This is a genomic window from Bradyrhizobium sp. USDA 4354 (assembly GCF_054060315.1).
On sequence record NZ_JBSSDC010000001.1, the window covers coordinates 1,570,521 to 1,594,182 of the forward strand.

Below are 23,662 nucleotides of genomic sequence, written 5' to 3' on the forward strand. Positions count from 1 at the left end.
TCACCCCCGTCATTGCGAGGAGCTCTTGCGACGAAGCAATCCAGACTGCTTCCACGGAGACCGTCTGGATTGCTTCGCTGCGCTCGCAATGACGATGGAGAGAGCGCGCTACCGCTCCGCCCGCCCGATCACCGCCATCAGCTCCGCGATCTTTGCGCGCTGGTCGGCCTTGTCGCCGCTCGCAATGGCGTGCTCGACGCAATGGGCGACGTGGTCCTTCAGGACCTCCTCCTCGACGCGGCGCAGCGCGGCGCGCACCGCCGAGATCTGCGTGACAATGTCGATGCAGTAGCGGTCTTCCTCTACCATTTTCGACAGGCCACGAACCTGGCCCTCGATCCGGCCGAGACGTTTTCCGACTGATGCCTTGATGTCCTTGCGCATGGGGGCTATATACCCCTACCGGGTATGGGTTGCAAGGACCAAGTCCAAGACCAGGCACAAGGGCCGGAGCATGGCAATGAACAACAACGAGCACGGGCATCATCACGAGGCGGAAACGCATTCCGGATGCGGCTGTTCCACGAAGGCTGCACCGCCGACGGCGAAGACCTCCTCGTGCTGCGGCGGCCACGGCGGTCAGGCCGGCCACACCCATCATCACGGCCATGGCGACGGCGATGCCGCAACCAAGGTCAAGGACCCCGTCTGCGGCATGACGGTCGATCCCGCGACCTCGAAGCATCGCTTCGAACTTCACGGCGAGACCTTCCATTTCTGCTCCGCTGGCTGCCGCACCAAATTCGTCGCCGATCCCGCCAAGTATCTTGCGAAGGAGAAGGCGCCCGAGCCCGAGATGCCCGCGGGCACGATCTACACCTGCCCGATGCATCCCGAGATCCGCCAGGTTGGCCCGGGCACGTGCCCGATCTGCGGCATGGCGCTGGAGCCGGAGGTCGCAAGCCTTGAGACCGGTCCCAATCCGGAGCTCGCCGACATGACGCGCCGGTTCTGGATCGGCGGCGTGCTGTCGCTGCCGCCGGTGGTGCTGGAGATGGGCGGCCATCTCGCAGGCCCCCATGGCTGGATCGATCCGACGCTGTCGAACTGGATCCAGCTCGTCTTCGCCACGCCCGTGGTGCTGTGGGCGGGCTGGCCGTTCTTCGTCCGCGGCTGGCAGTCGCTGCTGACGCGCAACCTCAACATGTTCACGCTGATCGCGATGGGCACCGGCGTTGCCTATGTCTACAGCGTCCTCGGCACCGTCACGCCACAGATCTTCCCCGCTACCTTCCGCGGCCATGAAGGCGCGGTTGCGGTCTATTTCGAGGCGGCGGCCGTCATCACCGTGCTGGTGCTGCTCGGCCAGGTGCTGGAGCTGCGTGCCCGCGACGCGACCTCGGGCGCAATCAAGGCGCTGTTGCAGCTCGCCCCGAAGACCGCGCGCCGCGTTGACGCCGACGGCAGCGAGCATGAGGTCGAGATCGACACGCTCCATACCGGCGACCGCTTGCGCGTTCGTCCCGGCGAGAAGGTGCCGGTGGACGGCATCATCCTGGAGGGACGCTCCTCGCTCGATGAGTCGCTCGTGACAGGCGAATCCATGCCGGTCACCAAGGAAACCGGCGCCAAGGTCATTGCCGGCACGCTGAACCAGTCCGGCAGCTTCGTGATGCGCGCCGACAAGGTCGGGCGCGAGACGCTGCTGTCGCAGATCGTGCAGATGGTCGCGGACGCGCAGCGCTCGCGCGCACCGATCCAGCGCCTGGCCGACCAGGTCGCCGGCTGGTTCGTGCCGGCCGTCATCATCGTCGCGGTCGCGGCCTTTGCCGCCTGGGCCTGGTTCGGGCCGGAGCCGCGGCTCGCCTTCGGCCTGGTCGCCGCCGTCAGCGTGCTGATCATCGCCTGCCCCTGTGCGCTGGGCCTGGCGACCCCGATGTCGATCATGGTCGGCGTCGGCCGCGGCGCGCAAGGCGGCGTCCTGATCAAGAACGCCGAGGCGCTGGAGCGGATGGAGAAGATCGACACGCTGGTGGTCGACAAGACCGGTACGCTGACCGAGGGCAAGCCCAAGGTGGTCGCGATCGTGCCGGCTTCCGGCTTTGCGGAAGACGACATCCTCCGGCTTGCGGCCAGCGTCGAACGCGCCAGCGAGCATCCCCTGGCTGACGCCATCGTGCGCGCGGCCAAGGAGAGGCAGCTCGCCCTTGGCCAGGTTGAGCAATTCGATTCGCCGACGGGCAAGGGCGCGACCGGCAGGGTCGACGGCAAGACCGTCGTGCTCGGCAATGCAAGATACATGATGTCGATCGGCATCGATACCAAGACGCTCGACGCGGAGGCCGAACGCCTGCGCGGCGACGGCGCCACCGTGATCAACATGGCCGTCGATGGCCGGCTTGCCGGCCTGTTCGCGATCGCCGATCCAGTCAAGGCCTCGACCCCGGAGGCGCTGACGGCGCTGGCCGGCGAAGGCATCAAGGTGATCATGCTGACCGGCGACAACCGCACGACGGCCGAGGCCGTGGCGCGTCGGCTCGGCATCGCCGAGGTCGAGGCCGAAGTGCTGCCGGACCAGAAGAGCGCGGTGGTGACCAAGCTGCAGAAGGCAGGCCGCAGCGTCGCGATGGCCGGCGACGGCGTCAACGACGCACCGGCGCTGGCGGCGGCCGAGGTCGGCATCGCCATGGGCACCGGCACTGACGTGGCGATGGAGAGCGCCGGCATCACCCTTCTCAAGGGCGACCTCGTCGGCATCGTGCGGGCGCGAAAGCTGTCGCAGGCGACCATGAGCAACATCCGCCAGAACCTGTTCTTCGCCTTCATCTACAACGCCGCCGGCATTCCGATCGCAGCCGGCATCCTCTATCCGGCGTTCGGTCTGTTGCTCTCCCCGATCATCGCCGCTGCGGCAATGGCGCTGTCCTCGGTGAGCGTGGTCGGCAATGCGCTACGGCTTCGCGCGACGCGGCTGTGAGGTGTCAGCGGCAACGAAGGTGCGCTCCCTCGCCCCGTGCTTACGGGGAGAGGGTTGGGGTGAGGGGCCGTCTCCGCAATCACGGTGAGAATTGGACTCGCGGAGAGTCCCCCTCACCCGGGATTCAAGCTATGCTTGAATTCCGACCTCTCCCCGCAAGCGGGGCGAGGTAAGGAGAGCGAGACGCGCGGAGAGGACCTGATGCAGCGAATTACGATCACGATCGAGGACGATCTCTTGGCGGAAATCGACGCGGCGGCGGAAGCGCGCGGCTACCAGAACCGCTCCGAGATCATCCGCGATCTCGCCCGCGCCGGCCTGCAACAGAGCACCGAGGATACGGCACAGACCGGTCAATGCGTCGCCGGCCTCGTCTATGTCTACGACCACGCCGCGCGCGATTTGTCGAAACGGCTGGTGCAGGAATTCCACGGCCACCACGACCTCGCGCTGGCGACCCTGCATGTCCATCTCGACGATAACAATTGCATGGAGATGACGGCGCTGCGCGGCGCGGCCGATGAGGTCAGGCATTTCGCCGACCACATCATCGCCGAACGGGGCGTACGCTACGGCCGCGTGGTGATGATCCCGACGGGGGAAGGGAAGGCGGCAAAGGCAAGGAAGCAAGGCCACCGGCACGACTAGACTGGATCTTACCCTCCCTGGAGGGGTCCGAGACGAGCGAAGCTCGCTCGTGGGTCGGCACGTGATCGAGCGAAGCGAGATCGCGTGACGGGGTAGGGTGATCTCTCCACTCGGGCACCTTTCGTCGCGGAGGGACCGTCACCCCACCCCGCTCGCGCTACGCGCGATCGACTTCCCCTCCAGGGGAGGGTAAGCAAGAGATCGCGCCGCCTTCGGGCCACCTCCCTTGCCGAAGCCACGTTGGGTGTCTACCTCTCGCGAAGTGTTTATTTCAGAGGGCCCTCCATGCTGGATGCCGCCATCAAGGCGCTGTCGCAAATGATCTCGCCGCCGATGCGCTCGATCCTGTGGCGATCGATCGGGTTGGCGCTGGTCCTGATCACCGTGCTGGCGATCGGCTTGCAGCGGCTGCTCAGCTGGTTTGCGACCTCCGGGGCGATCTGGCTGGAGGACCTGCTCGGACCGGGCTGGCATTCGTCGGTCGAAATCCTGTCCTGGATCGTATCGATCGCGGCTGGCCTCGGCGTTGTGTTCGGTGGCATCTTCCTGATGCCCGCGATCACCTCGCTGGTGGCGAGCCTGTTCGTCGACGATGTCGCCGACATCGTCGAACGCGAGCACTATCCCGCCGAACGGCCGGGCGTCGCGCTGCCATTCAGCCAGGCGATCTTCGAGGGCATCAAGACCGCGCTGCTGACGATCTTGGTTTACCTTGCAGCGCTGCCGCTGGTGCTGTTGGCCGGTGCCGGCTTCCTGATCTTCTTCCTCGCCGCCGCCTGGCTGCTGGGCCGTGAATATTTCGAGCTCGCCGCGATGCGATTCCGTACCCCGGAGGAAGCCAAGGCGATGCGGCGCGACAATGCCGCGACCATCTTCACCGCCGGCCTGTTCATCGCCGCCTTCGTCTCGATCCCGATCGTCAACCTGGCGACGCCGATCTTCGGCATGGCCTTCATGGTCCACATGCACAAGCGCCTGTCAGGGCCGCGGCCCGAGCTGATCGAGCCGGCGCGGCAGGTGCGGTGACGGTACGATCCGCGTAGACGGTCCTCTCCCTCTCCCGCTTGCTTGCAGGCGGGAGAGGTGACCGACTCCACGGCGCGATCGAACGAGCTCATCTCCATCGCATTCACGTCACCGTCACCCCGCATCTTCGCAGCACCGTTCTCGCGAAGCCGAACGGCGCCGGCGTGAACGGACCTGTCGGCGCGCGGGTGACCAGCGCAATGACGCCGAGTGCGGCCATCGCGAGCCAGAAGCACAGCCAGAAACCGTCGATATAGGCGAGCACATTGGCCTCGCGCTGAACAATACCCGCCAGCGTGCCGACCGCGCGCGCCTGCGCCGACCCTGTGCCGTGGGCGGCGAAATGATCGGCGAGCTGCTTCAGCCGCTGCACCACATCGGCATCGCCGACGCTGAGGTTCTGGCCGAGATAGAAGGAATGGACCTGCTCGCGGACGCGCAGCCAGGTGCCCATCAGCGCCACGCCGATCTCGGCGCCGCCAAGACGCATGATCTGGATATAGGCCGCAAAGGAGGTGGCGCGGCTCGGATCGGAGTTGGAGAGCAGCGTGATGATCAGCGGCAGCAGTGTCAGCGATTGCCCGATCGCCTGCAGCAGCACGATGCCGATGAACTCCTCGCGCGCCCAGACGTGGGTGAGCTGCGTGCCCCAGAGATTGGCCGCGGCGAAGCAGGAAAATCCTGCGACCAGCACCGTCCGCGTATCGAAATGCCTGAGCAGCCAGATCGAGAGCGGCACCAGCACGAACATCGGCAACGCGCCATAGGTGAGCAGCAGCATGCCGCTCTGCTCCGGTCTCAGCAGGGCGATGGTGGCGAGGAAGTTCGGCACCAGCGACGCATTGGACAGGCTGGCCAGCGTGTAGAGCAGGATCAGGACCAGTCCCAGGCCGATGTTGCGCGAGAACAGCACATTCACATGTGCCCAGGGCTGTCGCACCAGGGACTCGTTGACGAGGAAGGCCAGAAACAGCACCGCGCCACTGGCGAGCAGCGCCATCACCGTGCCGGAGCCGAGCCAGTCCAGACGGTTGCCCTGGTCGAGCCCGGCATAGATCATCGACACGGAGGCGCCGAGCAGCAGCATGCCGCCCCAATCAGCCTCGCGCAGCAGCGCACCGTTCACCGGCTCGTTCGGCGTGCCCAGATAGACCATCAGGCCCATTAAGGGTGCGATCACCACGCCTTGCCAGTACAGCCATTGCCAGCCGAGATGGTCGACATAGAAGCCAACCAGCGAGGTCGAGGTGTCCAAGGCGAAGCCGACGCGGATCGCATAGATCGAGATCGCCGGCAGCCACCAGCGGATCGGCAGATTGCGAAAGACGATCATGAGCGTCGCCGGCACGAAGGTACCGAGCAACAGGCCATGCACGACGCTGAGCGCAAGCAATGTCGGATAGTCGTGCACGAACGGGATGATGAACGAGACGGCGGCATAGATGATACTGGGGATGCCGAGCACGCGACGCAGGCCGAACACGGTGGCAAGCCAGGCGACCGCGGGCGCGATGAAGATCTGCGAGCCGATCCCGGCCGTGGAGAGCCAGGCGCCCTCGTCGAAGCCGAGTGAGAACGCGCCGCGGAGGTCGGGCAGACCGACCGTGGTCAGCCGGCTATCGAAATTGGCCAGGAACGAGCCGAGCAACACCGCCGCGACGGCGAACAGCGGCTGCGGCGCGACACCGCCGCGCGAGAGCGGCTCGCGGCTCGAATCATCATTTTCCGCCATTCGCAGCCTTGGTGTCGATGCTGGTGACCACCGACATGCCCGGCACCAACCGCGCCAGCAGCGGTTGATCGTCGTCGAACTGAATGCGCACGGGAATGCGCTGCACCACCTTTGTGAAGTTGCCTGTTGCGTTGTCGGGCGGCAGCAGCGCCACCTGTGCGCCCGTCGCCGGTGCAATGCGCTCGACCTTGCCGTGCAGCCTCTCACGCGGAAAACTGTCGACGGTGATCTCGACCGGCTGGCCCGGTGCCACGTGCGTGAGCTGGGTCTCCTTGTAGTTCGCGATCACATAGACCTTGGGCAGCGGCACCACATTGATGAGGTTGGCGCCGATATTGACGTAGTCGCCGGGCTGCACCTGACGCTCGCCGACCACACCGTCAAACGGCGCGGTGATCTTCGTGTAACCAAGCTTGAGCTTCGCACCCGCCAGCGTCGCCTTGGCCGCCTCGACATCGGCAGCGCGCTGCTTCCTGGTGCCTTGCAGGACCTCGAGTTGGTGCTGCTGGGCCGCAATCACGGCGCGACTCGCGCGCACGTCGGCCTGCGCCTTGGCGTAAGCGGCCACCGCTTGCTCGAGCCGCTGGCGGGTGCCGGCTTCGGTCTGCGACAGCGACTGCTGGCGCTCCTGCTCCTGCCGCGCCTCGACCTCCATCGCCTCCGCCGACAGCCGCGCGGCCTGGGCTTGCGCGATCGTCGCATATTGCAGCTCGATCTGATTGGCGAGATTGTCGAGCGCGGCTTGCGCCGCGGCGACCGCGGCTTCGGCCTGCGCGACTTGCGCCTCGTAGTCGGCGGGATCGATCTGGATCAGGAGGTCGCCCGCCTTGACGCGCTGGAAATCGGTGATCCCTACGGTGAGCACTTCGCCCGAGACGCGGCTCGAAAGTCGCGTCAGCTCGGCGCGCACATAGGCGTCATTGGTGGTCTGGACCACGGCATTGCCGACCCATTCGTCGAAGCGCAGCGTCGCCAGCGCAACGAAGGCGAGCGCGAGGATGACCGCGAACAGCGGGATCGCGAGCCGGCTCCAGAGCGGTGTGGCCGGCCGCTGCGTCGGCTTCGGCGATGGGGCAGGCGCGGCGCGGGACGGCGATGACGGAACTTGTTCTTGTTGATTCACCGATGACCCCACACCCACTTGTTCGAACGCGAATCTCACCGCGGTGATTCCGGGGTCGCTTCTTCGAGGCGCCCCGGAATGACGAGTTGCTATCTCACACCGTCTTCTCCGGCCACCGGCAGAGATCGTTGATCAGGCAGACCTCGCAGCGCGGCTTGCGGGCGAGGCAAGTATAGCGGCCGTGCAGGATCAACCAATGATGGGCATGCAGCATGAACTCGGCCGGGATCACCTTTTCGAGACCGAGTTCGACCTCCAGCGGCGTCTTGCCGGGCGCAAGCCCGGTGCGGTTACCGACGCGGAACACGTGCGTGTCGACCGCCATGGTGTGCTCGCCGAACGCCATGTTGAGCACGACGTTGGCCGTCTTGCGCCCTGCGCCGGGCAACGACTCGATCTCGGCGCGCGTGCGCGGCACTTGGCCGCCGAATTCACTGAGCAGCTTTGCCGACAGCGCGATCACGTTCTTGGCCTTGGTACGATAGAGACCGATCGTCTTGATGTATTCGCGTAAGGACTCCTCGCCGAGGTCGAGCATCTTCTGCGGGGTGTCCGCGACCTCGAACAACGCGCGCGTCGCCTTGTTGACGCCGGCGTCGGTCGCCTGCGCCGACAGCACCACGGCGACCAACAGCGTGAACGGGTTGACGTGCTCGAGCTCGCCCTTCGGCTCCGGATTGGCCTTGCGGAAACGGCTGAAGACCTCGCGGATCTCGGCCGGCGTCCAGGGTCTCGTCGCCTTGAGTGGTTTTTTCGCGGAGGATTTCGGCTTTGCCGCGATCGGCTTTGCCTTCTTCTTCGGCACCGCCGCTTTGCGCGGGACCGGCTTGCGGGTGATTTTCGCCATGATCGGGATATACTGATGGACGATGAGCACAGGCAACGAAATTGAGCGCGCGCAATCTGAAAGCGAGATCGAGCCTCAGATTTTCTCCGCGCTGCTGACGCCGCACCGCTCGCTGAACCGCACCGGTTTCCTCGCCGTGATGCTGTTCCTGAGCGCCGTCAGCTTCGTCACGGGCCTCGCTTTCCTGATGATGGGCGCCTGGCCGGTGTTCGGCTTCTTCGGTCTCGACGTGCTGGTGATCTGGTGGGCCTTCAAGGTCAATTTCCGGGCGGCACGGGCCAGCGAGGAAATCGTGGTGACGCCGTCGGAACTGCGCGTGCGGCGCGTCAGCGATCGTGGCCAGGTCGCCGAATGGACCTTCAACCCGCTCTGGGTCCGGCTCGACCAGGAGGTCGACGAGGAATACGGCATCGAGCATCTCTATTTGATCTCGCGCGGCCGCCGGCTGCTCATCGCCGGCTTTCTCGGGCCGGAAGAAAAAGCTAGTTTTTACAATGCCTTGGTTGGAGCCCTCAACGCCGCGCGGCGCGGCCCGACCTATAATCCGGTGACCTGAGCACAGTCGGAAATCGGGTGGCTTCAAGCCACCCCCTCTCCTACATTTCCGGACATGATGACCCTCGCGATACATGACCAGCGCCTGGCCAGGCCGGGCACCCAGAACGCCGCGTTGCGCGACTATGATTCGGTGCGGCGGGCGATCGCCTTCATCTCGGCGAACTGGCGCGCGCAGCCGACCATCGAGGCGATGGCGGATGCTGCCGGCGTCACACCGGATGAGCTGCACCATCTGTTCCGCCGCTGGGCTTCGATCACACCGAAGGCTTTCATGCAGGCGCTTACCCTCGACCACGCCAAGAACCTGCTCAGGGATTCCGCCAGCATCCTTGACGCAGCGCTCGACTCCGGCCTGTCGGGACCGGGCCGGCTGCACGATCTCTTCGTCACCCACGAAGCGATGTCGCCGGGCGAGTGGAAGAACGGCGGTGCCGGCCTCACCCTGCGCTACGGCTTCCATCCCTCGCCGTTCGGCACCGCGATCGTGATCGCCACCGATCGCGGCCTGTCCGGGCTTGCCTTCGCCGATCACGGCGAGGAGAAGATCGCACTCGCCGACATGACGCGGCGCTGGCCGAACGCCACTTATGTGGAAGATCACGAAGGCACCGCGCCGCTCGCCGCGCGCATCTTCGACCCAAAGCTGTGGCGGCCGGACCAGCCGCTGCGCGTGGTCCTGATCGGCACCGATTTCGAGGTGCGGGTGTGGGAGACGCTGCTGAAAATTCCGATGGGGCGCGCGGTGTCCTACTCCGACATCGCCTGCAACATCAACAATCCGAAGGCCTCACGCGCCGTCGGTGCTGCCGTCGGCAAGAACCCGGTCTCCTTCGTCGTGCCATGCCACCGCGCGCTCGGCAAGAGCGGCACGCTCACCGGCTACCATTGGGGCATCACCCGCAAGCAGGCGATGCTGGGCTGGGAAGCGGGACGCCTGGGGGTGCAGTAGGTCTTCTCCCTCGCCCCGCCTGCAGGGAGAGGGGGACTCTCCACAGGGGCGGTGACAGCCGGACTCGCGGAGAGTTCCCCTCACCCGGAATTCGCGCTACGCGCGGATTCCGGCCTCTCCCCGCACGCGGGGAGAGGCGAAGAGATCAACCCGCCAGATCGAGCTTCGAGGCCACCGTCGAATCCGCGTTGAGCCGGTAGATGATCGGCACGCCGGTGGCGAGCTCGCGCTTCAGAATGCCCTCCGGCGAGAGCTTCTCCAGCACCATGATCAGCGCGCGCAGCGAGTTGCCGTGGGCGGCAACCAGCGTGCGCTTGCCGTTGAGCACGGCGGGCAGGATCTCCTGCACGTAATACGGCAGCGCGCGCGCGAGCGTGTCCTTCAGGCTTTCGCCGCCGGGCGGCGGCACGTCATAAGAGCGGCGCCAGATCAGCACCTGGTCCTCGCCCCATTTCTTGCGGGCATCGTCCTTGTTGAGGCCGGAGAGATCGCCATAGTCGCGCTCGTTGAGCGCGAGGTTCTTCGACGTCGGCAGGCCGTCCTGGCCGAGCTCGGCGAGGATGAGATCGAGCGTGTGCTGCGCGCGCGTCAGCACCGAGGTGTAGGCGACGTCGAACACGAGGCCCTGCGCCTTCAGCTTGCGGCCGGCTTCCTTGGCTTCGTTCACGCCGAGCTCGGTGAGATCAGGGTCCTTCCAGCCCGTGAACAGGTTCTTCAGATTCCATTCGCTCTGGCCATGGCGCACGAGCACGAGGAGACGTTCACTCATCAACTGCTTTCCATCTAGTTTATTGTTTCGCGCATGATCTGGTCGGAAAAGCGCTTCACACTTTTCCGGATCATGCTCTCGTTCAGATGTCGGATAGGCCGAGCACGTCGGCCATGGAGTAGTGCCCCGGCGCCTTGCCGTGCGCCCACAGCGCCGCCTTGAGCGCGCCATGGGCGAACAGCATGCGATCCTCGGCCTGATGCGACAGCGTCAGGCGCTCGAACGGACCGAGAAAGGCGACGCTGTGATCGCCGGCCACGGTGCCGCCGCGCAAGGAGGCGAAACCGATATTGCCCGGCCTGCGCGCGCCGGTGATGCCGTCACGCCCACGCTCGGAATGGTCATCGAGGGTGACGCCGCGGCCGCTAGCTGCGGCCTGGCCCAACATCAGAGCCGTGCCGGATGGCGCATCGACCTTCATGCGATGATGGGTTTCGACGATCTCGATGTCGAAAGTCTGGTCGAGCGCCTTGGCGACGCGCTTGACCACGGCGGCGAGCAGGTTGACGCCGAGGCTCATGTTTCCGGATTGCACCACCACCGCGCGGTTGGTGACGCTCTTGATCACGGCATTGTCCGAGCCGGACAACCCGGTGGTGCCGATGACATGCACGAGGCCGCGCTCGGCGGCGATCGCGACATTGGCGATGGTTGCCGCCGGCACGGTGAAGTCGAGAATGCCGTCGGCATCCTTGGACATCGCCCAGAGATCGGCGGATAGCTTGATCCCGTTGGCCGGCAAGCCCGCGAGCACGCCGGCATCCTTGCCGAGCAGCTCGGAGCCCGGCGCCTCCAGCGCGCCCGCCAGCACCGCGCCTTCGCTCTCGGCAATCGCCCGCGTCAGCGCCCGGCCCATCCGGCCGCCGGCCCCAGCAACAATCAAGCGCATGTCGGACATGGTGTGATCCTCTTCGCTGCCGTTGTAGCGGGGGGATGCAGTTCCGGCAACCGAGGGGGTGGGCCAAGCGCGCGCAGCCACCCTCCCCTGGAGGGGGAGGGTCGATCGCGCGTAGCGCGAGCGGGGTGGGGTGACAGTCTCTCCCAGACGAACAGTGCACGTGTGGAGAGATCACCCCACCCCGCTGCGCATTCCGCTTCGCTACATGCTCAGCGACCCTCCCCCTCCAGGGTAGGGGAATCGCATATGGCGTTGGCGGGGTGTTGCCAAGCGGCTGGAACTGGATTCTTTGGGTGTCTCTCGATTCCCGAGGGAGCCCTAAATGCGCAAGCTCAAGCGCCTGTTTCGACCGCTCAAGGATCCGCGCGCCAGCAACAGCCGACACGATCTGGTGGATATCCTTGTCATTGCATTGGCGGCTACGCTGGCTGGCGCCAAGACCTGCACCGAGTTCGAGTTCTTCGGCCAAGGCCGCGAGGAACTGTTGCGGCGATTCCTGGAGCTTAGGCACGGTATTCCGAGCCACGATACGTTCAGCAACGTCTTCCGTGCGCTGGACCCGAAAGGTCTGGAAGCGGTTTTGCGCAAGTTCAGCAAGAGCTTCGGCATCGAGGGCGTGGTCAGCATCGACGGCAAGGCTCTGCGCGGAGCCTTCGCGCGTGGCCGGCAGGCCACGCCGCTGCATATGGTCAACGTCTGGGCGGCCGGCACGCGTATGGCGTTGGCTCAGCGGAAGGCCCCCAATCGCAACGAGGTTGCTGGAGCTCTCGAAGTCCTCGCGCTGCTCGATCTGGACGGAGCTCTTGTCACCGCCGACGCCTTGCATTGCCGGCCCGATACCGCGCAAGCCATCCGCGACCGGAAGGGGCACTACGTGTTGGCCATCAAGAGCAATCGTGGCCGGCTCTTCAAGGCCGCCAAGACGCTGGTCGACACAGCCCGAAAGGCTGCGCGAGCGAGTCAACGAAGGGCCACCGCCCACGGCCGCATCGAACGCCGGCAGGCCATCATCGCGCCGGCGCCACAGTTGGCGAAGCAATACGACTTCCCTGCTATCGCCGCCGTCGGCCGCATCGACAGTTGGCGCGCCAACTCGGGCAAGACCGCCAAGCATACGGTCCGATATTTCCTGGCCTCGCGCCTGCTGTCGGCCAAAAAGCTGCTCGAGGCCGTGCGCGCCCACTGGAGCATCGAGAACAACCTGCACTGGGTTCTCGACGTTCTGTTCGACGAGGACGCCTGCCGCAGCCGCAAGGATCACGCTGCGGAAAATCTCGCTCTTATTCGCAAGCTGGCCATCAATGCCCTGCAGGCAACGCCCGGTCCCGCGCGCATCAGCCACAAAATGCTCCAGGCCAGATGGAATAACGACTTCCTTCTCTCCACTCTCGCCCATATGCGATAGCCCTACCCTCCAGGGGAGGGTAAGAAAGAGAGCCTCAGCCGTCCTGCGGCTGCGGGCCGTCATAGCCTTCGATGATGATGAGGTCGGCGATCGAGTGCGGCTGGCGCACCTTGATGTTGGCCTGGTATTCCGGCGAGTTGTAGCAGGCGAGCGCCGTTTCGTAGTCCGGGAATTCGATCACGACGTTGCGGTTGCGGCTGGCGCCTTCGACCGTGGTGAACCTGCCGGCGCGGACGACAAAACGGCCGCCCCATTTCTTGAAGATCGGACCGTTGGCGACGGCGTAGGGCTTGTAGCCCTCGTCATTGCTCACGTCGACACGCCCGATCCAGTAGCCCTTTGCCATTGTTGTTCTCCCTGTTGGTGGTGGTTAGCTGAGAGCCTGCGCGATCTCAGCGTGAATGGCGTCGGCGACCGCCTTTGGATCGGCGGCTTCCACCACCGGGCGCCCGACGACGAGATAGTCCGCGCCCGCGGTGATCGCACGGCCCGGGGTCATTATGCGCCTCTGGTCACCACTGGCGGCACCCGCCGGACGAATGCCGGGCGTGACGAGGCTCATCTGGTGGCCGACGATCTTGCGCAATGCACCGACTTCCTCCGGCGAGGACACCAGGCCATCGACGCCGAGTACCTGCGCCTGCTGCGCGCGCGCCTCGACCAGCTCGGAGACGCTGAGCCGATAGCCTGCCGCATGCAGATCGTCGTCGTTGTAGGAGGTCAGAACCGTGACGGCGAGGATCTTGAGGCTGGCACTGCCGCGGCCTTCGACGGCGCCCTTCATGGTCTGCGGATAGGCGTGCACGGTGACGAAGGTCGCACCCAGCTTGGCCACGCTCTCCACACCACGCGTCACCGTATTGCCGATGTCGTGCATCTTGAGATCGGCGAACACCTTCTTGCCCTTGTCGGCGAGCTTGCCGATCAGTGGCAGGCCGCCGGCATAAGCGAGCTGATAGCCGATCTTGTAGAACGAGACGCTGTCGCCGAGCATCGCGATCATCGCCTCCGCGGCATCAACGCTCGGCAAATCGAGCGCAACGATCAGGCGGTCTTTCGGGGCGATCTCGGCTGGCGTCATGTCACCTCACATCATGCGTTGGGAAATGTCGATCAACTGCGCTACCAGCTCCTTCAACGCGGCGATATCGCCCTCGTGCTTCAGCCTGTCCATATCGTCATAGGCCTGGTCGGCAAAGGCGAGCGTGAGCTGGCTGGCAATCACATTGGCGTGGCAGGAGGAGAGGATCAGCCGCAAGGCCTGGAGCGCGCGGGCGGCGCCAAGCCGGCTCTGCGAGGCCCCGGCGAGCGCGAAGACGCGGTTGCGGAACACCTCGCCGCGCGCCTCGTGCAGCTCGTGCACACGGCTGACCCAGTCGATCGCGTTCTTCAGTAGCGGCGGCACCGAGGCGTTGTATTCGGGCGAGACGATGAGGACGCCGTGGTGGGCGCCGATCATGCGCTTGAGATTGATGGCGTGCTTGGGCACGCCGGACTTGGCCTGGAGATCGCCGTCGTAGATCGGCAGCGGAAAATCGGCCAGCGAGATGCGGGTGACGTCCACGCCGGCCTGAGCGAATTCATGGGCAGCCAGCGCCGCCAGCTTCACATTGTGCGAGCCGGTGCGCAGTGAGCCGGGAATGATCAGGATTTTGGGTGCGGACATCCGATCCCATGCGTTCGGCGAAACGAGCCCGCCGCGCAAGAGGAAGAGCCGGCGGAATTAGTCCTTGCGATACACCCAGACGCGGGCCGGCGGAAGGTTCATCCAGATCCGTTCCGAGGCCTCTGTGGACACGCCGGGCAGCGATTTCGGGATCGGCGGCACCACCGCATAGGTGAACTGGATGAAGGGCGCACCGGGCGCGAGCGCCGTGAAGGCATCGCGGATGAGCCGCAGCCGCGTCAGCATCGGTTTTGTGACGAGCGGCAGGCCGGAGACGACCGCGCTAGCCGGCGCGCTCAAGACATTCCAGAGCGTGTCGCGCAGGCGATAGGCATCGCCCTGCACCACCTTGGCCTGCGGGTAGCGGTCGCGCAGCAGCGCGCAGAAGCCGGGATTGTATTCGACGAGCACGAGACGCTTCTGGTCGACGCCGCGCTCGATCAGCGCCGAGGTGATGGCGCCGGTGCCGGGGCCGAGCTCCACCACCGGTGCGTCGGAATCGGGATCGACATAATGAGCCATGGTCCGGGCCAGCAGCTTGCCTGACGGCATCACCGCGCCCATGTGCAGTGGCTTTTCGATCCACGACCTGAGAAAGCGCACCTCGTCGTCGAGACGAGGCTTCTTCAACGCACGCGCGGACGATGGCAATGGCATGTCGGGACCGGACGGGACCGCGGGACCGCGGCGTGTCAGAAAATGGTCATAAAGACGTATAGGCCGAAGGCGGCACGGTCAAGACGAGTCAATTCGCCCGATTACCGAAGAAATCCTTGACCTTGGCGAAGAAACCCTCTGATTCCGGCTGGGTGTTGCCGGAGGAGAGTTTTTCGAACTCGGCCAGCAATTCCTGCTGCTTCTTGGTGAGGTTCTGCGGGGTCTCGACCATGACCTGGACGTACATGTCGCCCATCTGACGCGACCGCAGCACCGGCATGCCTTTTGATGCAATGCGGAATCGGCGGCCCGACTGGGTTCCGGCCGGTACCTTCACCTTGGTCTTGCCCTTGTCGATGGTCGGCACCTCGAATTCGCCGCCGAGCGCGGCCGTCACCATCGAGATCGGCACGCGGCAATGCAGATCGGCGCCGTCGCGCTGGAAAAACTGGTGCTGGGCCAGCGACAGGAAGATGTAGAGGTCGCCGGGCGGACCGCCACGGACCCCGGCTTCACCCTCGCCGGCGAGCCTGATCCGTGTGCCATCCTCGACGCCTTGCGGAATGTTGACCGACAGCGTGCGCTCGCGCGTGACGCGTCCTTGTCCCGCGCAGGACGGGCAAGCGTCCTCGATCATCTGGCCGCGTCCCTGACAGCCGGGACAGGTGCGCTCGAGCGTGAAGAAGCCCTGCGACTGGCGCACGCGGCCGGCGCCGCCGCAGGTCGAGCAGGTCTTCGGCTTGGTACCGGCCTTGGCACCGATGCCCGAGCAGGCCTCGCAAGTGACCGAGACCGGGATCTCGATCTGCGCGGTCTTGCCGCCAAAGGCTTCCTCGAGCGTGATTTCCATATTGTAGCGCAGGTCCGCCCCGCGCTCGCGGCCGCCGCGGCTGCGCTGTCCGGCCATGCCGAACAAATCCTCGAAAATGTCGGAGAACGAGGAGGCGAAGCCTGCGCCGAAACCGGCAGCGCCGCCGAAGCCGCCGCCCTGCTCGAACGCGGCGTGGCCATAACGGTCGTAGGCGGCGCGCTTGTCCTTGTCCTTCAGGACCTCGTAAGCCTCGTTGATTTCCTTGAACTTGACCTCGCTGGTCTCATCCCCCGGGTTACGGTCAGGATGGAATTTCATCGCCAGCTTGCGGAAGGACGACTTCAGCTTGCCTTCGTCGGCGTCGCGTTCGACTTCCAGGGTCTCGTAGTAGCAGCGCTTGGTGGACGTGGACATGTTGAGCTCGGTCTATCCAATCGCGATTCAAGTCGGAGCGAAACGACGTCGCCACGAAACAATATAGGCAGCCTTCCGCCTTGCGGCAGAGGACCGCATGGCGGCGTCCAGCATAACGATAGGGAATTGATCGATCGTAACGGGGCCTACTTTAGAAGAGTCTTGGCCCGTCCTGCCCGACACGACGGCCTCCCCCGCGAGGGAGGAGGCCGGTAGCGCGTGTGGGGTCCAAGCCGTCCGCATCGTCACCCTCTCGGGCTTATGCAGACTTCTTGTTGTTCTTGTCGTCGTCGACCTCGGTGAATTCCGCGTCGACGACGTCGTCCTTGGCCGCATCCTTCTTGGCGTCGGCCTCGGCCTGCTGCTTGTACATGGCCTCGCCGAGCTTCATCGAAGCTTGCGCCAGCGTCTGGGTCTTGGCCTTGATCGCCTCGGCATCGTCGCCCTTCAGCGCTTCCTTGAGGTCGCTGACGGCATCCTCGATGGCGCGGCGCTCGCTCTCGGCGACCTTCGAACCGTGCTCGGCCAGCGCCTTCTCGGTCGAATGCACCAGGCCATCGGCCTCGTTCTTGGCGGTCACGGCTTCGCGGCGCTTCTTGTCCGCCTCGGCATTGGCCTCGGCGTCCTTGACCATCTTCTCGATGTCGGCTTCCGACAGACCGCCCGAGGCCTGGATGCGAATCTGCTGCTCCTTGCCCGTGGCCTTGTCCTTGGCCGAGACGTTGACGATGCCGTTGGCGTCGATGTCGAAGGTCACCTCGATCTGCGGCATGCCGCGCGGAGCCGGCGGAATGCCCATCAGGTCGAACTGGCCGAGCATCTTGTTGTCGGCCGCCATTTCACGTTCGCCCTGGAAGACGCGGATGGTGACGGCATTCTGATTGTCTTCAGCCGTCGAGAACACCTGGCTCTTCTTGGTCGGGATCGTGGTGTTGCGGTCGATGATACGGGTGAACACGCCGCCCAGCGTCTCGATGCCCAGCGACAGCGGGGTCACGTCGAGCAGCAGCACGTCCTTGACGTCGCCCTGGAGCACGCCGGCCTGGATCGCGGCGCCGATCGCCACGACTTCGTCCGGGTTGACGCCCTTGTGCGGCTCCTTGCCGAACAGCTGCTTCACGACTTCCTGGACCTTCGGCATGCGCGACATGCCGCCGACCAGCACGACTTCGCCGATCTCACCGGCGGTGACGCCGGCATCCTTCAGCGCCTTGCGGCAGGGCTCGACGGTCTTCTGGATGAGGTCGTCGACCAGCGCCTCGAACTTGGCGCGGGTGAGCTTCATCGTCAGATGCTTCGGGCCGGTCTGGTCCGCGGTGATGAAGGGCAGGTTGATCTCGGTCTGCGTCGTCGACGACAGCTCGATCTTGGCCTTTTCAGCGGCTTCCTTCAGGCGCTGCAGGGCGAGCTTGTCATTGCGCAGGTTGATGCCCTGCTCCTTCTGGAACTCGTCAGCGAGATAGCCGACCAGGCGCATGTCGAAATCTTCGCCGCCGAGGAAGGTGTCGCCGTTGGTCGACTTCACCTCGAACACGCCGTCGCCGATCTCGAGAATGGAGATATCGAACGTGCCGCCGCCGAGATCGTACACGGCGATGGTGCCGGCCTTGGTCTTGTCGAGGCCGTAGGCGAGCGCGGCCGCGGTCGGCTCGTTGATGATGCGCAGCACTTCGAGGCCCGCGATCTTGCCGGCGTCCTTGGTCGCCTGGCGCTGGGCGTCGTTGAAGTAGGCGGGAACAGTGATGACGGCCTGGTCGACCTTCTGGCCGAGATGGGCTTCCGCGGTCTCCTTCATCTTCTGCAAGATGAACGCCGAGACCTGCGAGGGCGAGTAGGTCTGGCCGTCGGCCTCGACCCAGGCGTCGCCGTTGGAAGCCTTTACGATCTTGTAGGGGACGAGCTTCTTGTCCTTCTCGACCATCGGGTCGTCGTAGCGGCGGCCGATGAGGCGCTTCACTGCGAAGAAGGTACGCTCGGGATTGGTGACGGCCTGGCGCTTGGCCGGCTGGCCGACGAGGCGCTCACCGTCATCCGTGACGGCGACGATCGAAGGCGTCGTGCGCATGCCTTCGGAATTCTCGATGACTTTGGCGTTCTTGCCATCCATCACGGCGACGCACGAATTCGTGGTGCCGAGGTCGATCCCAATGACCTTTCCCATGGTCCTGATATCCTTCTTTTTGCGGCAGGTTGGCTGGGCCCAGAAGGCACCCGAACCGAAACCCCCTAAGATCAAACATCCGCGATATTGCGATGATTGAGGCTCATATAGGAGGGGGGGAGGGGCCCGCAAGGACCGAAGCTACGTTTCTGCCGCGAAAACATTGGGTTTTGGAAGATGATGTCCGGGCTCCACCGCCCTTGCGGGTGAGGAATTATTAACAGGTTCGGGCTTCGGCAAGCCCCCGCTACCGCAACCGGCCCCGCCCTGTTGCGGCAAGGCCAAACCCGCTAAAAGACGGACCGGGTCGGACAGCCGGCGCAGCTGCTTCGCGCGACAATGCGGCCCGCTGGCCGACCATCGAACGGCCTCAATGTGAACCAATCAGAGTGCCCATGAAGCTGATCCGCCCCCTCGCCGCGCTCGCCCTCCTCGCCGCCTCCGCGTGTCCGGCGTTCGCCGCCGACGCCGTTTTCCCACCTGGCTTGCGTCTCGGCATGGTGCCGTTGATCGGCCTCAGCACGGCCAAGACCTTCCCGGGCTTCGAGAGCGAGGACGGCAGCGTCAAGGTGCTGATCACCGAGTTGCCGCCGGCGGCCTATGGCGAGGTCGTGAGCGCCTTCAATTCCAATCCCGCCGGGGCCAATGGCGTCAAGCAGGACAAGATCGAGACACCCGCGGGCCTTGCCTATTTCACCAGCGAAAGCGGCAAGGCCGGCGAGACCCCGGTGAAGCGCTATTCGATGATCGTGCCCGGCGCCGGCTTCTCCGGCTATGTCGCGGTGCAGATCCCGGAGAATGCGACCAAGATCTACACGGATGAAGCGGTGCGGCAGATGTTCGCGAGCGCCACCACCCGCAGGCAGGTCTCGGCCGAAGAGCAGATCGCGCTGATGCCGTTCAAGATCACCGATCTCGCCGACTTCAAGGACATCCGGACCCTGGCGCCGGGCTCGAGCATCATCCTGGCCGACGGCGATGAGAGCACGGGCTACGAGTCGAGGCCGTTCATGATCCTCGGCCTGATCGGCGCCACCCCGCAGCAGGCCGACGACCGCGCCCGCTTCGCCCAGGAGGCGGCCCTCCAGATTCCCGGCGTGCGCGAGTCGCGCATCACCATGTCCGAGCCGATCCGCATCAACGGCCAGCAGGGTTTCGAGACCCGGATCGACGGCGTCAGCGGCAAGGACAAGGTCCCGGTGACCGTGGTGCAGTGGATTCGCTTCTCGACTGGCGGCGCATCATTGCGCATCATCGCCAGTGCCCCGCGCGACAAATGGCAAGCCGCCTTCACCCGCTTCCGCGCCGTGCGCGACGGCATCCAGCCGAAGGGCTGAGCCGTTCGGCATACTCGGTGTCGACCCTGCGAAAGCAAGGGACCCATACCGCGTGATCTCCCGATGGGGAAGTACCCACCCCTGGTCTTCGCCAAACATCTCCCTTGGGGGTATGGGGGTCCCGGGTCTGCGCTTCGCTTGCCCGGGACGACAGCGATGTTGGGGCGGCGAGCCCAACCGCTCACCAGAACCGGCCGCATTTTCGGGCTTCTGTTCGTATACGAACGGAACTAGGCTTCCCTCCCGTTGGATCATCCCAGGGAGGCGAACGATGCTGGATCGGCGATACGTCTTGGCAATGCTTGGAACGACGGCGCTGGCGACGCTGGCGCCAACCGCGCTGTTCGCGGCCGCATCGATCAAGCCGGACGATGCATCCGCGCTGCTGGTGATCGACGTGCAGAATTGCTTCCTGCCCGGCGGCAGCCTCGCGGTGAAGGAAGGCGAGCAGGTGGTGCCCGTCATAAACAGAGTTTCGAAAGCGTTCGCCAACGTGGTGCTGACGCAGGACTGGCACACGCCCGGCCATGTTTCGTTTGCGTCAGTCCACTCCGGCAAGAAGCCGTTCGAGACCATCGACCTGCCCTACGGCAAGCAGGTGCTGTGGCCCGATCATTGCGTGCAGGGCACCGATGGCGCCGCGCTATCGAAGGACCTTGCGATCCCGCACGCCGAGCTCATCATCCGCAAGGGTTTTCACAAGGATGTCGACAGCTACTCGGCCTTCCTCGAAGCCGACGGCAAGACCTCGACGGGGCTTGCCGGCTATCTGAAGGGGCGCAAGATCAAGCGCGTCTTCGTTGCAGGGCTCGCAACAGATTTCTGCGTCGCCTGGACCGCGCTCGACGCGCGCAAGGCGGGCTTCGAGGTCTATGTGGTGGAGGACGCCTGCCGCGGCATCGACACGCAGGGCTCGTTGGCCAAGGCCTGGGCCGACATGGCCAAGGCCGGCGTGAAGCGGATTCAGTCCGCGGACATCGCGGTTAGCGCGTAGGTGTTTCGCGCAGTCATTCCGGGGCGGCTCGAAGAGCCGAACCCGGAATGACACCGAAACTCAATTCGGCGCGCCGCTCGACTCATTGTTGTTGTTCGCCGCCGGCGCGGCCTTCGCGCCGCCTTTGGCGACACCGACCAGCGCCGGGCGCAGCACGCGCTCGCCGATGGTGTAGCCGGCCTGCACGACCTGCACCACGGTGCCGGACGGCACCGACGCATCGGGAACTTCGAACATCGCCTGCTGGAAGTTCGGATCGAATTTCTGGCCCTGCGGATCGAACTTCTTTACGCCGTGCTTCTCCAGCGCGTTGAGCAGCGAACGTTCGGTGAGCTCGACGCCCTCGATCAGCGAGATCAGGCCGGGATCGGCCGCGGCACGCGCTTCGGCCGGAACGGCATCGAGCGCGCGCTGGAGATTGTCGGCGATGTCGAGCACGTCGCGGGCAAAGCCGGTGATGCCGTAAAGGCGGGCGTCAGCGACCTCCTTGGTGGTGCGCTTGCGCAGATTCTCCATCTCGGCCAGCGTCCGCAACATGCGGTCGCGCGCTTCGGCGGCTTCCTTCTGCAACGTCTCGACCGAACCGGGCTCGGGATCGTCGGGCATGATGTAGGGTTTTGACACCACGGGCTCGCCGGTCGCTGCAGTCGTGTCTTCGGGTTGCCGGTCTTGCTCGGTCATCGGCTCTAATCTCGAACTCGTTTCCAGGGATTGTTGGCTCGGATATCGTGCTTAAGCCCACGAAAATCAAGCGCCCGTGATCGGCGGAAACGCCGGTCAGCCCCCCAGCAGGCGGCTGACGATGCGGGCGGCGTAGTCCACGGTCGGGATCACGCGGGCGTAATTCAGCCGCGTCGGGCCGATCACGCCGAGAACGCCGACGATGTGGCCGGCGGCATCCCGATAGGGCGAGATGATGGTGGAGGACCCCGACAGCGAGAACAGCTTGTTCTCACTGCCGATGAAGATGCGCACGCCCTCGGCGGTCTCGGCCCGGCCGAGCAGGTCGATCACGCCGCGCTTGGTCTCGAGATCGTCGAACAACAGGCGCACCCGCTCCAGATCCTCCAGCGCATGCAGATCTTCGAGCAGATTGGCATGGCCTCGAACGATGAGCTGGCGGTCCTCGTGCTCGCCGCCGGACCAGCTGGCGATGCCGGCCGAGATCACCTTCTGCGTGAGCTGATCGAGCTCGGCACGGGCCTCGGCGAGCGCAGTCTCGAGCTCGAGCCGCGCCTCGGCCAGCGTGCGGCCGCGAATGCGCGCATTGAGGAAATTGCCGGCCTCGGTGATCGCCGAGGAAGGAACCCCCGGCGGCAGCGTCAGCACGCGGTTCTCGACCTGGCCGTCCTCGCCGACCAGGATCACCAGCGCTTTCTCCGGTTCCAGGCGGACGAATTCGATGTGCTTCAGCCGCGCATTGGATTTTGGTGTCAACACGACGGCGGCGGCCCGGGTGAGGCCGGAGAGCCGCATCAAGGCCTGGTCCAGCGCCGCCTCGACCGACTGCGCTTCGCCGACCGAGGAGAGCTGGCTCTGGATCGACTGGCGTTCGGCCTCGTTGAGGTCGCCGACCTGCATCAGGGCATCGACGAAGAAGCGCAGCCCGAGTTCCGTCGGCAGCCGGCCCGCCGAGGTGTGCGGGGCATAGATCAGGCCGAGCTGTTCCAGATCCGCCATGACGTTGCGGACCGAGGCCGGCGACAGCGGCATCGCGATCAGGCGCGAGATATTGCGCGAGCCCACCGGCTCGCCGGTCGCGAGATAGCTTTCGACAATTTGACGAAAGATGTCGCGGGAACGCTCGTTGAGCTGGGCAAGGCCTGCGCGCGGCGCGATCAGATGGATCGGATCGTGATGGGCCACAGACGGTAACTCCTCTCAGATGCTCATAATTTGTCCATCCCGGGCGGTTCTGACAAGCGTGGCGTTTGCGGCCTCGCCATCAGGGGGTGAAAAAACCTTGCCGCCCACCCCCGCCCCACCTACAAGCACCGCGAACAGCCTTTTCCCGTGAGTTTTGGAGGATTTCCCATGCGGCCAAGCCGCCGTGCGCCCGACGAATTGCGCCCCGTGACGCTGGAGCGCGGCGTGGTCAAATATGCGGAAGGCTCGTGCCTGGTGAAATTCGGCGACACCCACGTGCTGGTCACCGCCACGCTCGAGGACCGCCTGCCGCCGTGGCTGAAGGGCCAGGGCCGCGGCTGGGTCACCGCCGAATACGGCATGCTACCGCGCGCGACCTCGGAACGGACCCGCCGCGAGGCCTCCGCCGGAAAGCAGAGCGGCCGCACCGTCGAGATCCAGCGCCTGATCGGCCGCTCGCTTCGCACCATCATCAATCTCGAAGCGCTCGGCGAACGCCAGATCACGGTCGATTGCGACGTGCTTCAGGCCGACGGCGGCACGCGCACGGCCTCGATCACCGGCGCCTGGGTTGCCCTCGCCGATTGCGTCACCTGGATGAAGGCGCGCAACATGGTCAAGGCCAATGTGCTGCGCGACAACGTCGCCGCGATCTCCTGCGGCATCTACAACGGCACGCCGGTGCTCGATCTCGACTATGCCGAGGATTCCGAAGCCGAGACCGATGCCAATTTCGTCATGACCGGCGATGGCCGCATCATCGAGGTGCAGGGCACCGCGGAACGCGAGCCGTTCACGGAAGCCGAGTTCCTGGCGTTGATGGCGCTGGCGCGCAAGGGCGTCGCGCGTCTGGTGGACTTGCAGAAACTGGCTGTGGCGTAGTC

General features: G+C 65.3%; 23 protein-coding genes. 9 read left to right on the forward strand and 14 right to left on the reverse strand.

Going from position 1 to position 23,662, the window contains the following annotated elements:
• Window positions 1-108: 108 nt before the first annotated feature.
• A complete protein-coding gene (locus ACVIIV_RS07370; protein ID WP_063198826.1) occupies window positions 109-384 on the reverse strand; it encodes a metal-sensitive transcriptional regulator in 276 nt (91 codons plus the stop codon).
• A gap of 76 nt (window positions 385-460) precedes the next feature.
• Between ACVIIV_RS07370 and ACVIIV_RS07375 the strand changes: the two genes are divergently transcribed.
• The 3 genes from ACVIIV_RS07375 to ACVIIV_RS07385 all read left to right on the forward strand — a co-directional run bounded on the left by ACVIIV_RS07375 (window position 461) and on the right by ACVIIV_RS07385 (window position 4,591).
• Window positions 461-2,917: a heavy metal translocating P-type ATPase gene (locus ACVIIV_RS07375; protein WP_456743607.1), complete on the forward strand. Its 2,457-nt coding sequence runs from the start codon at window positions 461-463 to the stop codon at window positions 2,915-2,917.
• A gap of 201 nt (window positions 2,918-3,118) precedes the next feature.
• Window positions 3,119-3,565 carry a nickel-responsive transcriptional regulator NikR gene (gene nikR, locus ACVIIV_RS07380; protein ID WP_456743608.1) on the forward strand — a complete coding sequence of 149 codons (447 nt, stop codon included), beginning with the start codon at window positions 3,119-3,121 and terminating at the stop codon, window positions 3,563-3,565.
• Window positions 3,566-3,850: 285 nt separating this feature from the next.
• Window positions 3,851-4,591 carry a sulfate transporter family protein gene (locus ACVIIV_RS07385; protein WP_456743609.1) on the forward strand — a complete coding sequence of 247 codons (741 nt, stop codon included), beginning with the start codon at window positions 3,851-3,853 and terminating at the stop codon, window positions 4,589-4,591.
• A 103-nt stretch (window positions 4,592-4,694) separates the two neighbouring features.
• On the opposite strand, the gene ACVIIV_RS07390 is transcribed toward ACVIIV_RS07385, so the two are convergent.
• The 3 genes from ACVIIV_RS07390 to nth all read right to left on the reverse strand — a co-directional run bounded on the left by ACVIIV_RS07390 (window position 4,695) and on the right by nth (window position 8,293).
• Entirely contained in the window at window positions 4,695-6,323 is a 1,629-nt protein-coding gene (locus ACVIIV_RS07390; RefSeq protein ID WP_456743610.1) for an MFS transporter, read from the reverse strand.
• Window positions 6,310-7,446 carry an HlyD family secretion protein gene (locus tag ACVIIV_RS07395; protein WP_456743611.1) on the reverse strand — a complete coding sequence of 379 codons (1,137 nt, stop codon included), beginning with the start codon at window positions 7,444-7,446 and terminating at the stop codon, window positions 6,310-6,312. The genes ACVIIV_RS07390 and ACVIIV_RS07395 overlap by 14 nt, the downstream gene beginning before the upstream one ends.
• Before the next feature lie 94 nt (window positions 7,447-7,540).
• A complete protein-coding gene (gene nth / locus ACVIIV_RS07400) occupies window positions 7,541-8,293 on the reverse strand; it encodes an endonuclease III (protein WP_456743612.1) in 753 nt (250 codons plus the stop codon).
• A 22-nt stretch (window positions 8,294-8,315) separates the two neighbouring features.
• Here nth and ACVIIV_RS07405 point away from each other — a divergent pair, with 22 nt between their 5' ends.
• Together ACVIIV_RS07405 and ACVIIV_RS07410 are read left to right on the forward strand one after the other, a co-directional pair.
• Window positions 8,316-8,849 (forward strand): DUF2244 domain-containing protein, encoded by a 534-nt coding sequence (locus ACVIIV_RS07405; RefSeq protein ID WP_456743613.1) that lies wholly within the window; start codon window positions 8,316-8,318, stop codon window positions 8,847-8,849.
• Window positions 8,850-8,903: 54 nt separating this feature from the next.
• The gene (locus ACVIIV_RS07410; protein WP_456743614.1) at window positions 8,904-9,800 is read left to right on the forward strand and encodes a methylated-DNA--[protein]-cysteine S-methyltransferase; all 897 of its coding nucleotides are present in this window, start codon (window positions 8,904-8,906) and stop codon (window positions 9,798-9,800) included.
• A 145-nt stretch (window positions 9,801-9,945) separates the two neighbouring features.
• On the opposite strand, the gene ACVIIV_RS07415 is transcribed toward ACVIIV_RS07410, so the two are convergent.
• Both ACVIIV_RS07415 and dapB read right to left on the reverse strand, forming a co-directional pair.
• Window positions 9,946-10,569: a 2,3-bisphosphoglycerate-dependent phosphoglycerate mutase gene (locus ACVIIV_RS07415; protein ID WP_456743615.1), complete on the reverse strand. Its 624-nt coding sequence runs from the start codon at window positions 10,567-10,569 to the stop codon at window positions 9,946-9,948.
• A gap of 82 nt (window positions 10,570-10,651) precedes the next feature.
• Window positions 10,652-11,467: a 4-hydroxy-tetrahydrodipicolinate reductase gene (gene dapB / locus ACVIIV_RS07420; protein ID WP_456743616.1), complete on the reverse strand. Its 816-nt coding sequence runs from the start codon at window positions 11,465-11,467 to the stop codon at window positions 10,652-10,654.
• A gap of 322 nt (window positions 11,468-11,789) precedes the next feature.
• On the opposite strand from dapB, the gene ACVIIV_RS07425 reads away from it, so the two are divergent.
• The gene (locus ACVIIV_RS07425; protein WP_456742802.1) at window positions 11,790-12,872 is read left to right on the forward strand and encodes an ISAs1 family transposase; all 1,083 of its coding nucleotides are present in this window, start codon (window positions 11,790-11,792) and stop codon (window positions 12,870-12,872) included.
• Window positions 12,873-12,906: 34 nt separating this feature from the next.
• Here ACVIIV_RS07425 and ACVIIV_RS07430 read toward each other — a convergent pair whose 3' ends face one another.
• The 6 genes from ACVIIV_RS07430 to dnaK all read right to left on the reverse strand — a co-directional run bounded on the left by ACVIIV_RS07430 (window position 12,907) and on the right by dnaK (window position 18,581).
• Window positions 12,907-13,218: a DUF1330 domain-containing protein gene (locus ACVIIV_RS07430; protein WP_456743617.1), complete on the reverse strand. Its 312-nt coding sequence runs from the start codon at window positions 13,216-13,218 to the stop codon at window positions 12,907-12,909.
• A gap of 24 nt (window positions 13,219-13,242) precedes the next feature.
• Entirely contained in the window at window positions 13,243-13,953 is a 711-nt protein-coding gene (pyrF, locus tag ACVIIV_RS07435) for an orotidine-5'-phosphate decarboxylase (protein ID WP_456743618.1), read from the reverse strand.
• Between the two features lie 6 nt (window positions 13,954-13,959).
• Window positions 13,960-14,538 carry an NADPH-dependent FMN reductase gene (locus ACVIIV_RS07440; protein WP_456743619.1) on the reverse strand — a complete coding sequence of 193 codons (579 nt, stop codon included), beginning with the start codon at window positions 14,536-14,538 and terminating at the stop codon, window positions 13,960-13,962.
• Between the two features lie 57 nt (window positions 14,539-14,595).
• On the reverse strand, window positions 14,596-15,195 hold the full coding sequence (locus ACVIIV_RS07445) for a class I SAM-dependent methyltransferase (protein WP_027574791.1): 600 nt from the start codon (window positions 15,193-15,195) through the stop codon (window positions 14,596-14,598).
• 88 nt (window positions 15,196-15,283) lie between these two features.
• Window positions 15,284-16,420, reverse strand: coding sequence for a molecular chaperone DnaJ (gene dnaJ, locus ACVIIV_RS07450; RefSeq protein ID WP_456743620.1), 1,137 nt, complete (start codon window positions 16,418-16,420; stop codon window positions 15,284-15,286).
• Window positions 16,421-16,679: 259 nt separating this feature from the next.
• Window positions 16,680-18,581, reverse strand: coding sequence for a molecular chaperone DnaK (gene dnaK, locus ACVIIV_RS07455; protein WP_025033017.1), 1,902 nt, complete (start codon window positions 18,579-18,581; stop codon window positions 16,680-16,682).
• 395 nt (window positions 18,582-18,976) lie between these two features.
• On the opposite strand from dnaK, the gene ACVIIV_RS07460 reads away from it, so the two are divergent.
• Both ACVIIV_RS07460 and pncA read left to right on the forward strand, forming a co-directional pair.
• Window positions 18,977-19,918 (forward strand): hypothetical protein, encoded by a 942-nt coding sequence (locus ACVIIV_RS07460; RefSeq protein WP_456743621.1) that lies wholly within the window; start codon window positions 18,977-18,979, stop codon window positions 19,916-19,918.
• 271 nt (window positions 19,919-20,189) lie between these two features.
• On the forward strand, window positions 20,190-20,912 hold the full coding sequence (gene pncA / locus ACVIIV_RS07465) for a bifunctional nicotinamidase/pyrazinamidase (protein WP_456743622.1): 723 nt from the start codon (window positions 20,190-20,192) through the stop codon (window positions 20,910-20,912).
• Window positions 20,913-20,972: 60 nt separating this feature from the next.
• Here pncA and grpE read toward each other — a convergent pair whose 3' ends face one another.
• Together grpE and hrcA are read right to left on the reverse strand one after the other, a co-directional pair.
• Window positions 20,973-21,593, reverse strand: a complete 621-nt coding sequence (grpE, locus tag ACVIIV_RS07470) for a nucleotide exchange factor GrpE (protein WP_456743623.1) — start codon at window positions 21,591-21,593, stop codon at window positions 20,973-20,975.
• A 96-nt stretch (window positions 21,594-21,689) separates the two neighbouring features.
• Window positions 21,690-22,778, reverse strand: coding sequence for a heat-inducible transcriptional repressor HrcA (gene hrcA, locus ACVIIV_RS07475; protein ID WP_456743624.1), 1,089 nt, complete (start codon window positions 22,776-22,778; stop codon window positions 21,690-21,692).
• Between the two features lie 168 nt (window positions 22,779-22,946).
• On the opposite strand from hrcA, the gene rph reads away from it, so the two are divergent.
• The gene (gene rph / locus ACVIIV_RS07480) at window positions 22,947-23,660 is read left to right on the forward strand and encodes a ribonuclease PH (RefSeq protein ID WP_456743625.1); all 714 of its coding nucleotides are present in this window, start codon (window positions 22,947-22,949) and stop codon (window positions 23,658-23,660) included.
• The last annotated feature ends 2 nt before the right edge of the window (window positions 23,661-23,662 follow it).

What these genes read in the sequence shown, in the direction of transcription:
- ACVIIV_RS07370 (WP_063198826.1), bottom strand. Translation starts at nt 384, where the DNA reads ATGCGCAAGGACATCAAGGCATCAGTCGGAAAACGTCTCGGCCGGATC.
- ACVIIV_RS07375 (WP_456743607.1), top strand. Translation starts at nt 461, where the DNA reads ATGAACAACAACGAGCACGGGCATCATCACGAGGCGGAAACGCATTCC.
- nikR (WP_456743608.1), top strand. Translation starts at nt 3,119, where the DNA reads ATGCAGCGAATTACGATCACGATCGAGGACGATCTCTTGGCGGAAATC.
- ACVIIV_RS07385 (WP_456743609.1), top strand. Translation starts at nt 3,851, where the DNA reads ATGCTGGATGCCGCCATCAAGGCGCTGTCGCAAATGATCTCGCCGCCG.
- ACVIIV_RS07390 (WP_456743610.1), bottom strand. Translation starts at nt 6,323, where the DNA reads ATGGCGGAAAATGATGATTCGAGCCGCGAGCCGCTCTCGCGCGGCGGT.
- nth (WP_456743612.1), bottom strand. Translation starts at nt 8,293, where the DNA reads ATGGCGAAAATCACCCGCAAGCCGGTCCCGCGCAAAGCGGCGGTGCCG.
- ACVIIV_RS07405 (WP_456743613.1), top strand. Translation starts at nt 8,316, where the DNA reads ATGAGCACAGGCAACGAAATTGAGCGCGCGCAATCTGAAAGCGAGATC.
- ACVIIV_RS07410 (WP_456743614.1), top strand. Translation starts at nt 8,904, where the DNA reads ATGATGACCCTCGCGATACATGACCAGCGCCTGGCCAGGCCGGGCACC.
- ACVIIV_RS07415 (WP_456743615.1), bottom strand. Translation starts at nt 10,569, where the DNA reads ATGAGTGAACGTCTCCTCGTGCTCGTGCGCCATGGCCAGAGCGAATGG.
- dapB (WP_456743616.1), bottom strand. Translation starts at nt 11,467, where the DNA reads ATGTCCGACATGCGCTTGATTGTTGCTGGGGCCGGCGGCCGGATGGGC.
- ACVIIV_RS07425 (WP_456742802.1), top strand. Translation starts at nt 11,790, where the DNA reads ATGCGCAAGCTCAAGCGCCTGTTTCGACCGCTCAAGGATCCGCGCGCC.
- ACVIIV_RS07430 (WP_456743617.1), bottom strand. Translation starts at nt 13,218, where the DNA reads ATGGCAAAGGGCTACTGGATCGGGCGTGTCGACGTGAGCAATGACGAG.
- pyrF (WP_456743618.1), bottom strand. Translation starts at nt 13,953, where the DNA reads ATGACGCCAGCCGAGATCGCCCCGAAAGACCGCCTGATCGTTGCGCTC.
- ACVIIV_RS07440 (WP_456743619.1), bottom strand. Translation starts at nt 14,538, where the DNA reads ATGTCCGCACCCAAAATCCTGATCATTCCCGGCTCACTGCGCACCGGC.
- ACVIIV_RS07445 (WP_027574791.1), bottom strand. Translation starts at nt 15,195, where the DNA reads ATGCCATTGCCATCGTCCGCGCGTGCGTTGAAGAAGCCTCGTCTCGAC.
- dnaJ (WP_456743620.1), bottom strand. Translation starts at nt 16,420, where the DNA reads ATGTCCACGTCCACCAAGCGCTGCTACTACGAGACCCTGGAAGTCGAA.
- dnaK (WP_025033017.1), bottom strand. Translation starts at nt 18,581, where the DNA reads ATGGGAAAGGTCATTGGGATCGACCTCGGCACCACGAATTCGTGCGTC.
- ACVIIV_RS07460 (WP_456743621.1), top strand. Translation starts at nt 18,977, where the DNA reads ATGAAGCTGATCCGCCCCCTCGCCGCGCTCGCCCTCCTCGCCGCCTCC.
- pncA (WP_456743622.1), top strand. Translation starts at nt 20,190, where the DNA reads ATGCTGGATCGGCGATACGTCTTGGCAATGCTTGGAACGACGGCGCTG.
- grpE (WP_456743623.1), bottom strand. Translation starts at nt 21,593, where the DNA reads ATGACCGAGCAAGACCGGCAACCCGAAGACACGACTGCAGCGACCGGC.
- rph (WP_456743625.1), top strand. Translation starts at nt 22,947, where the DNA reads ATGCGGCCAAGCCGCCGTGCGCCCGACGAATTGCGCCCCGTGACGCTG.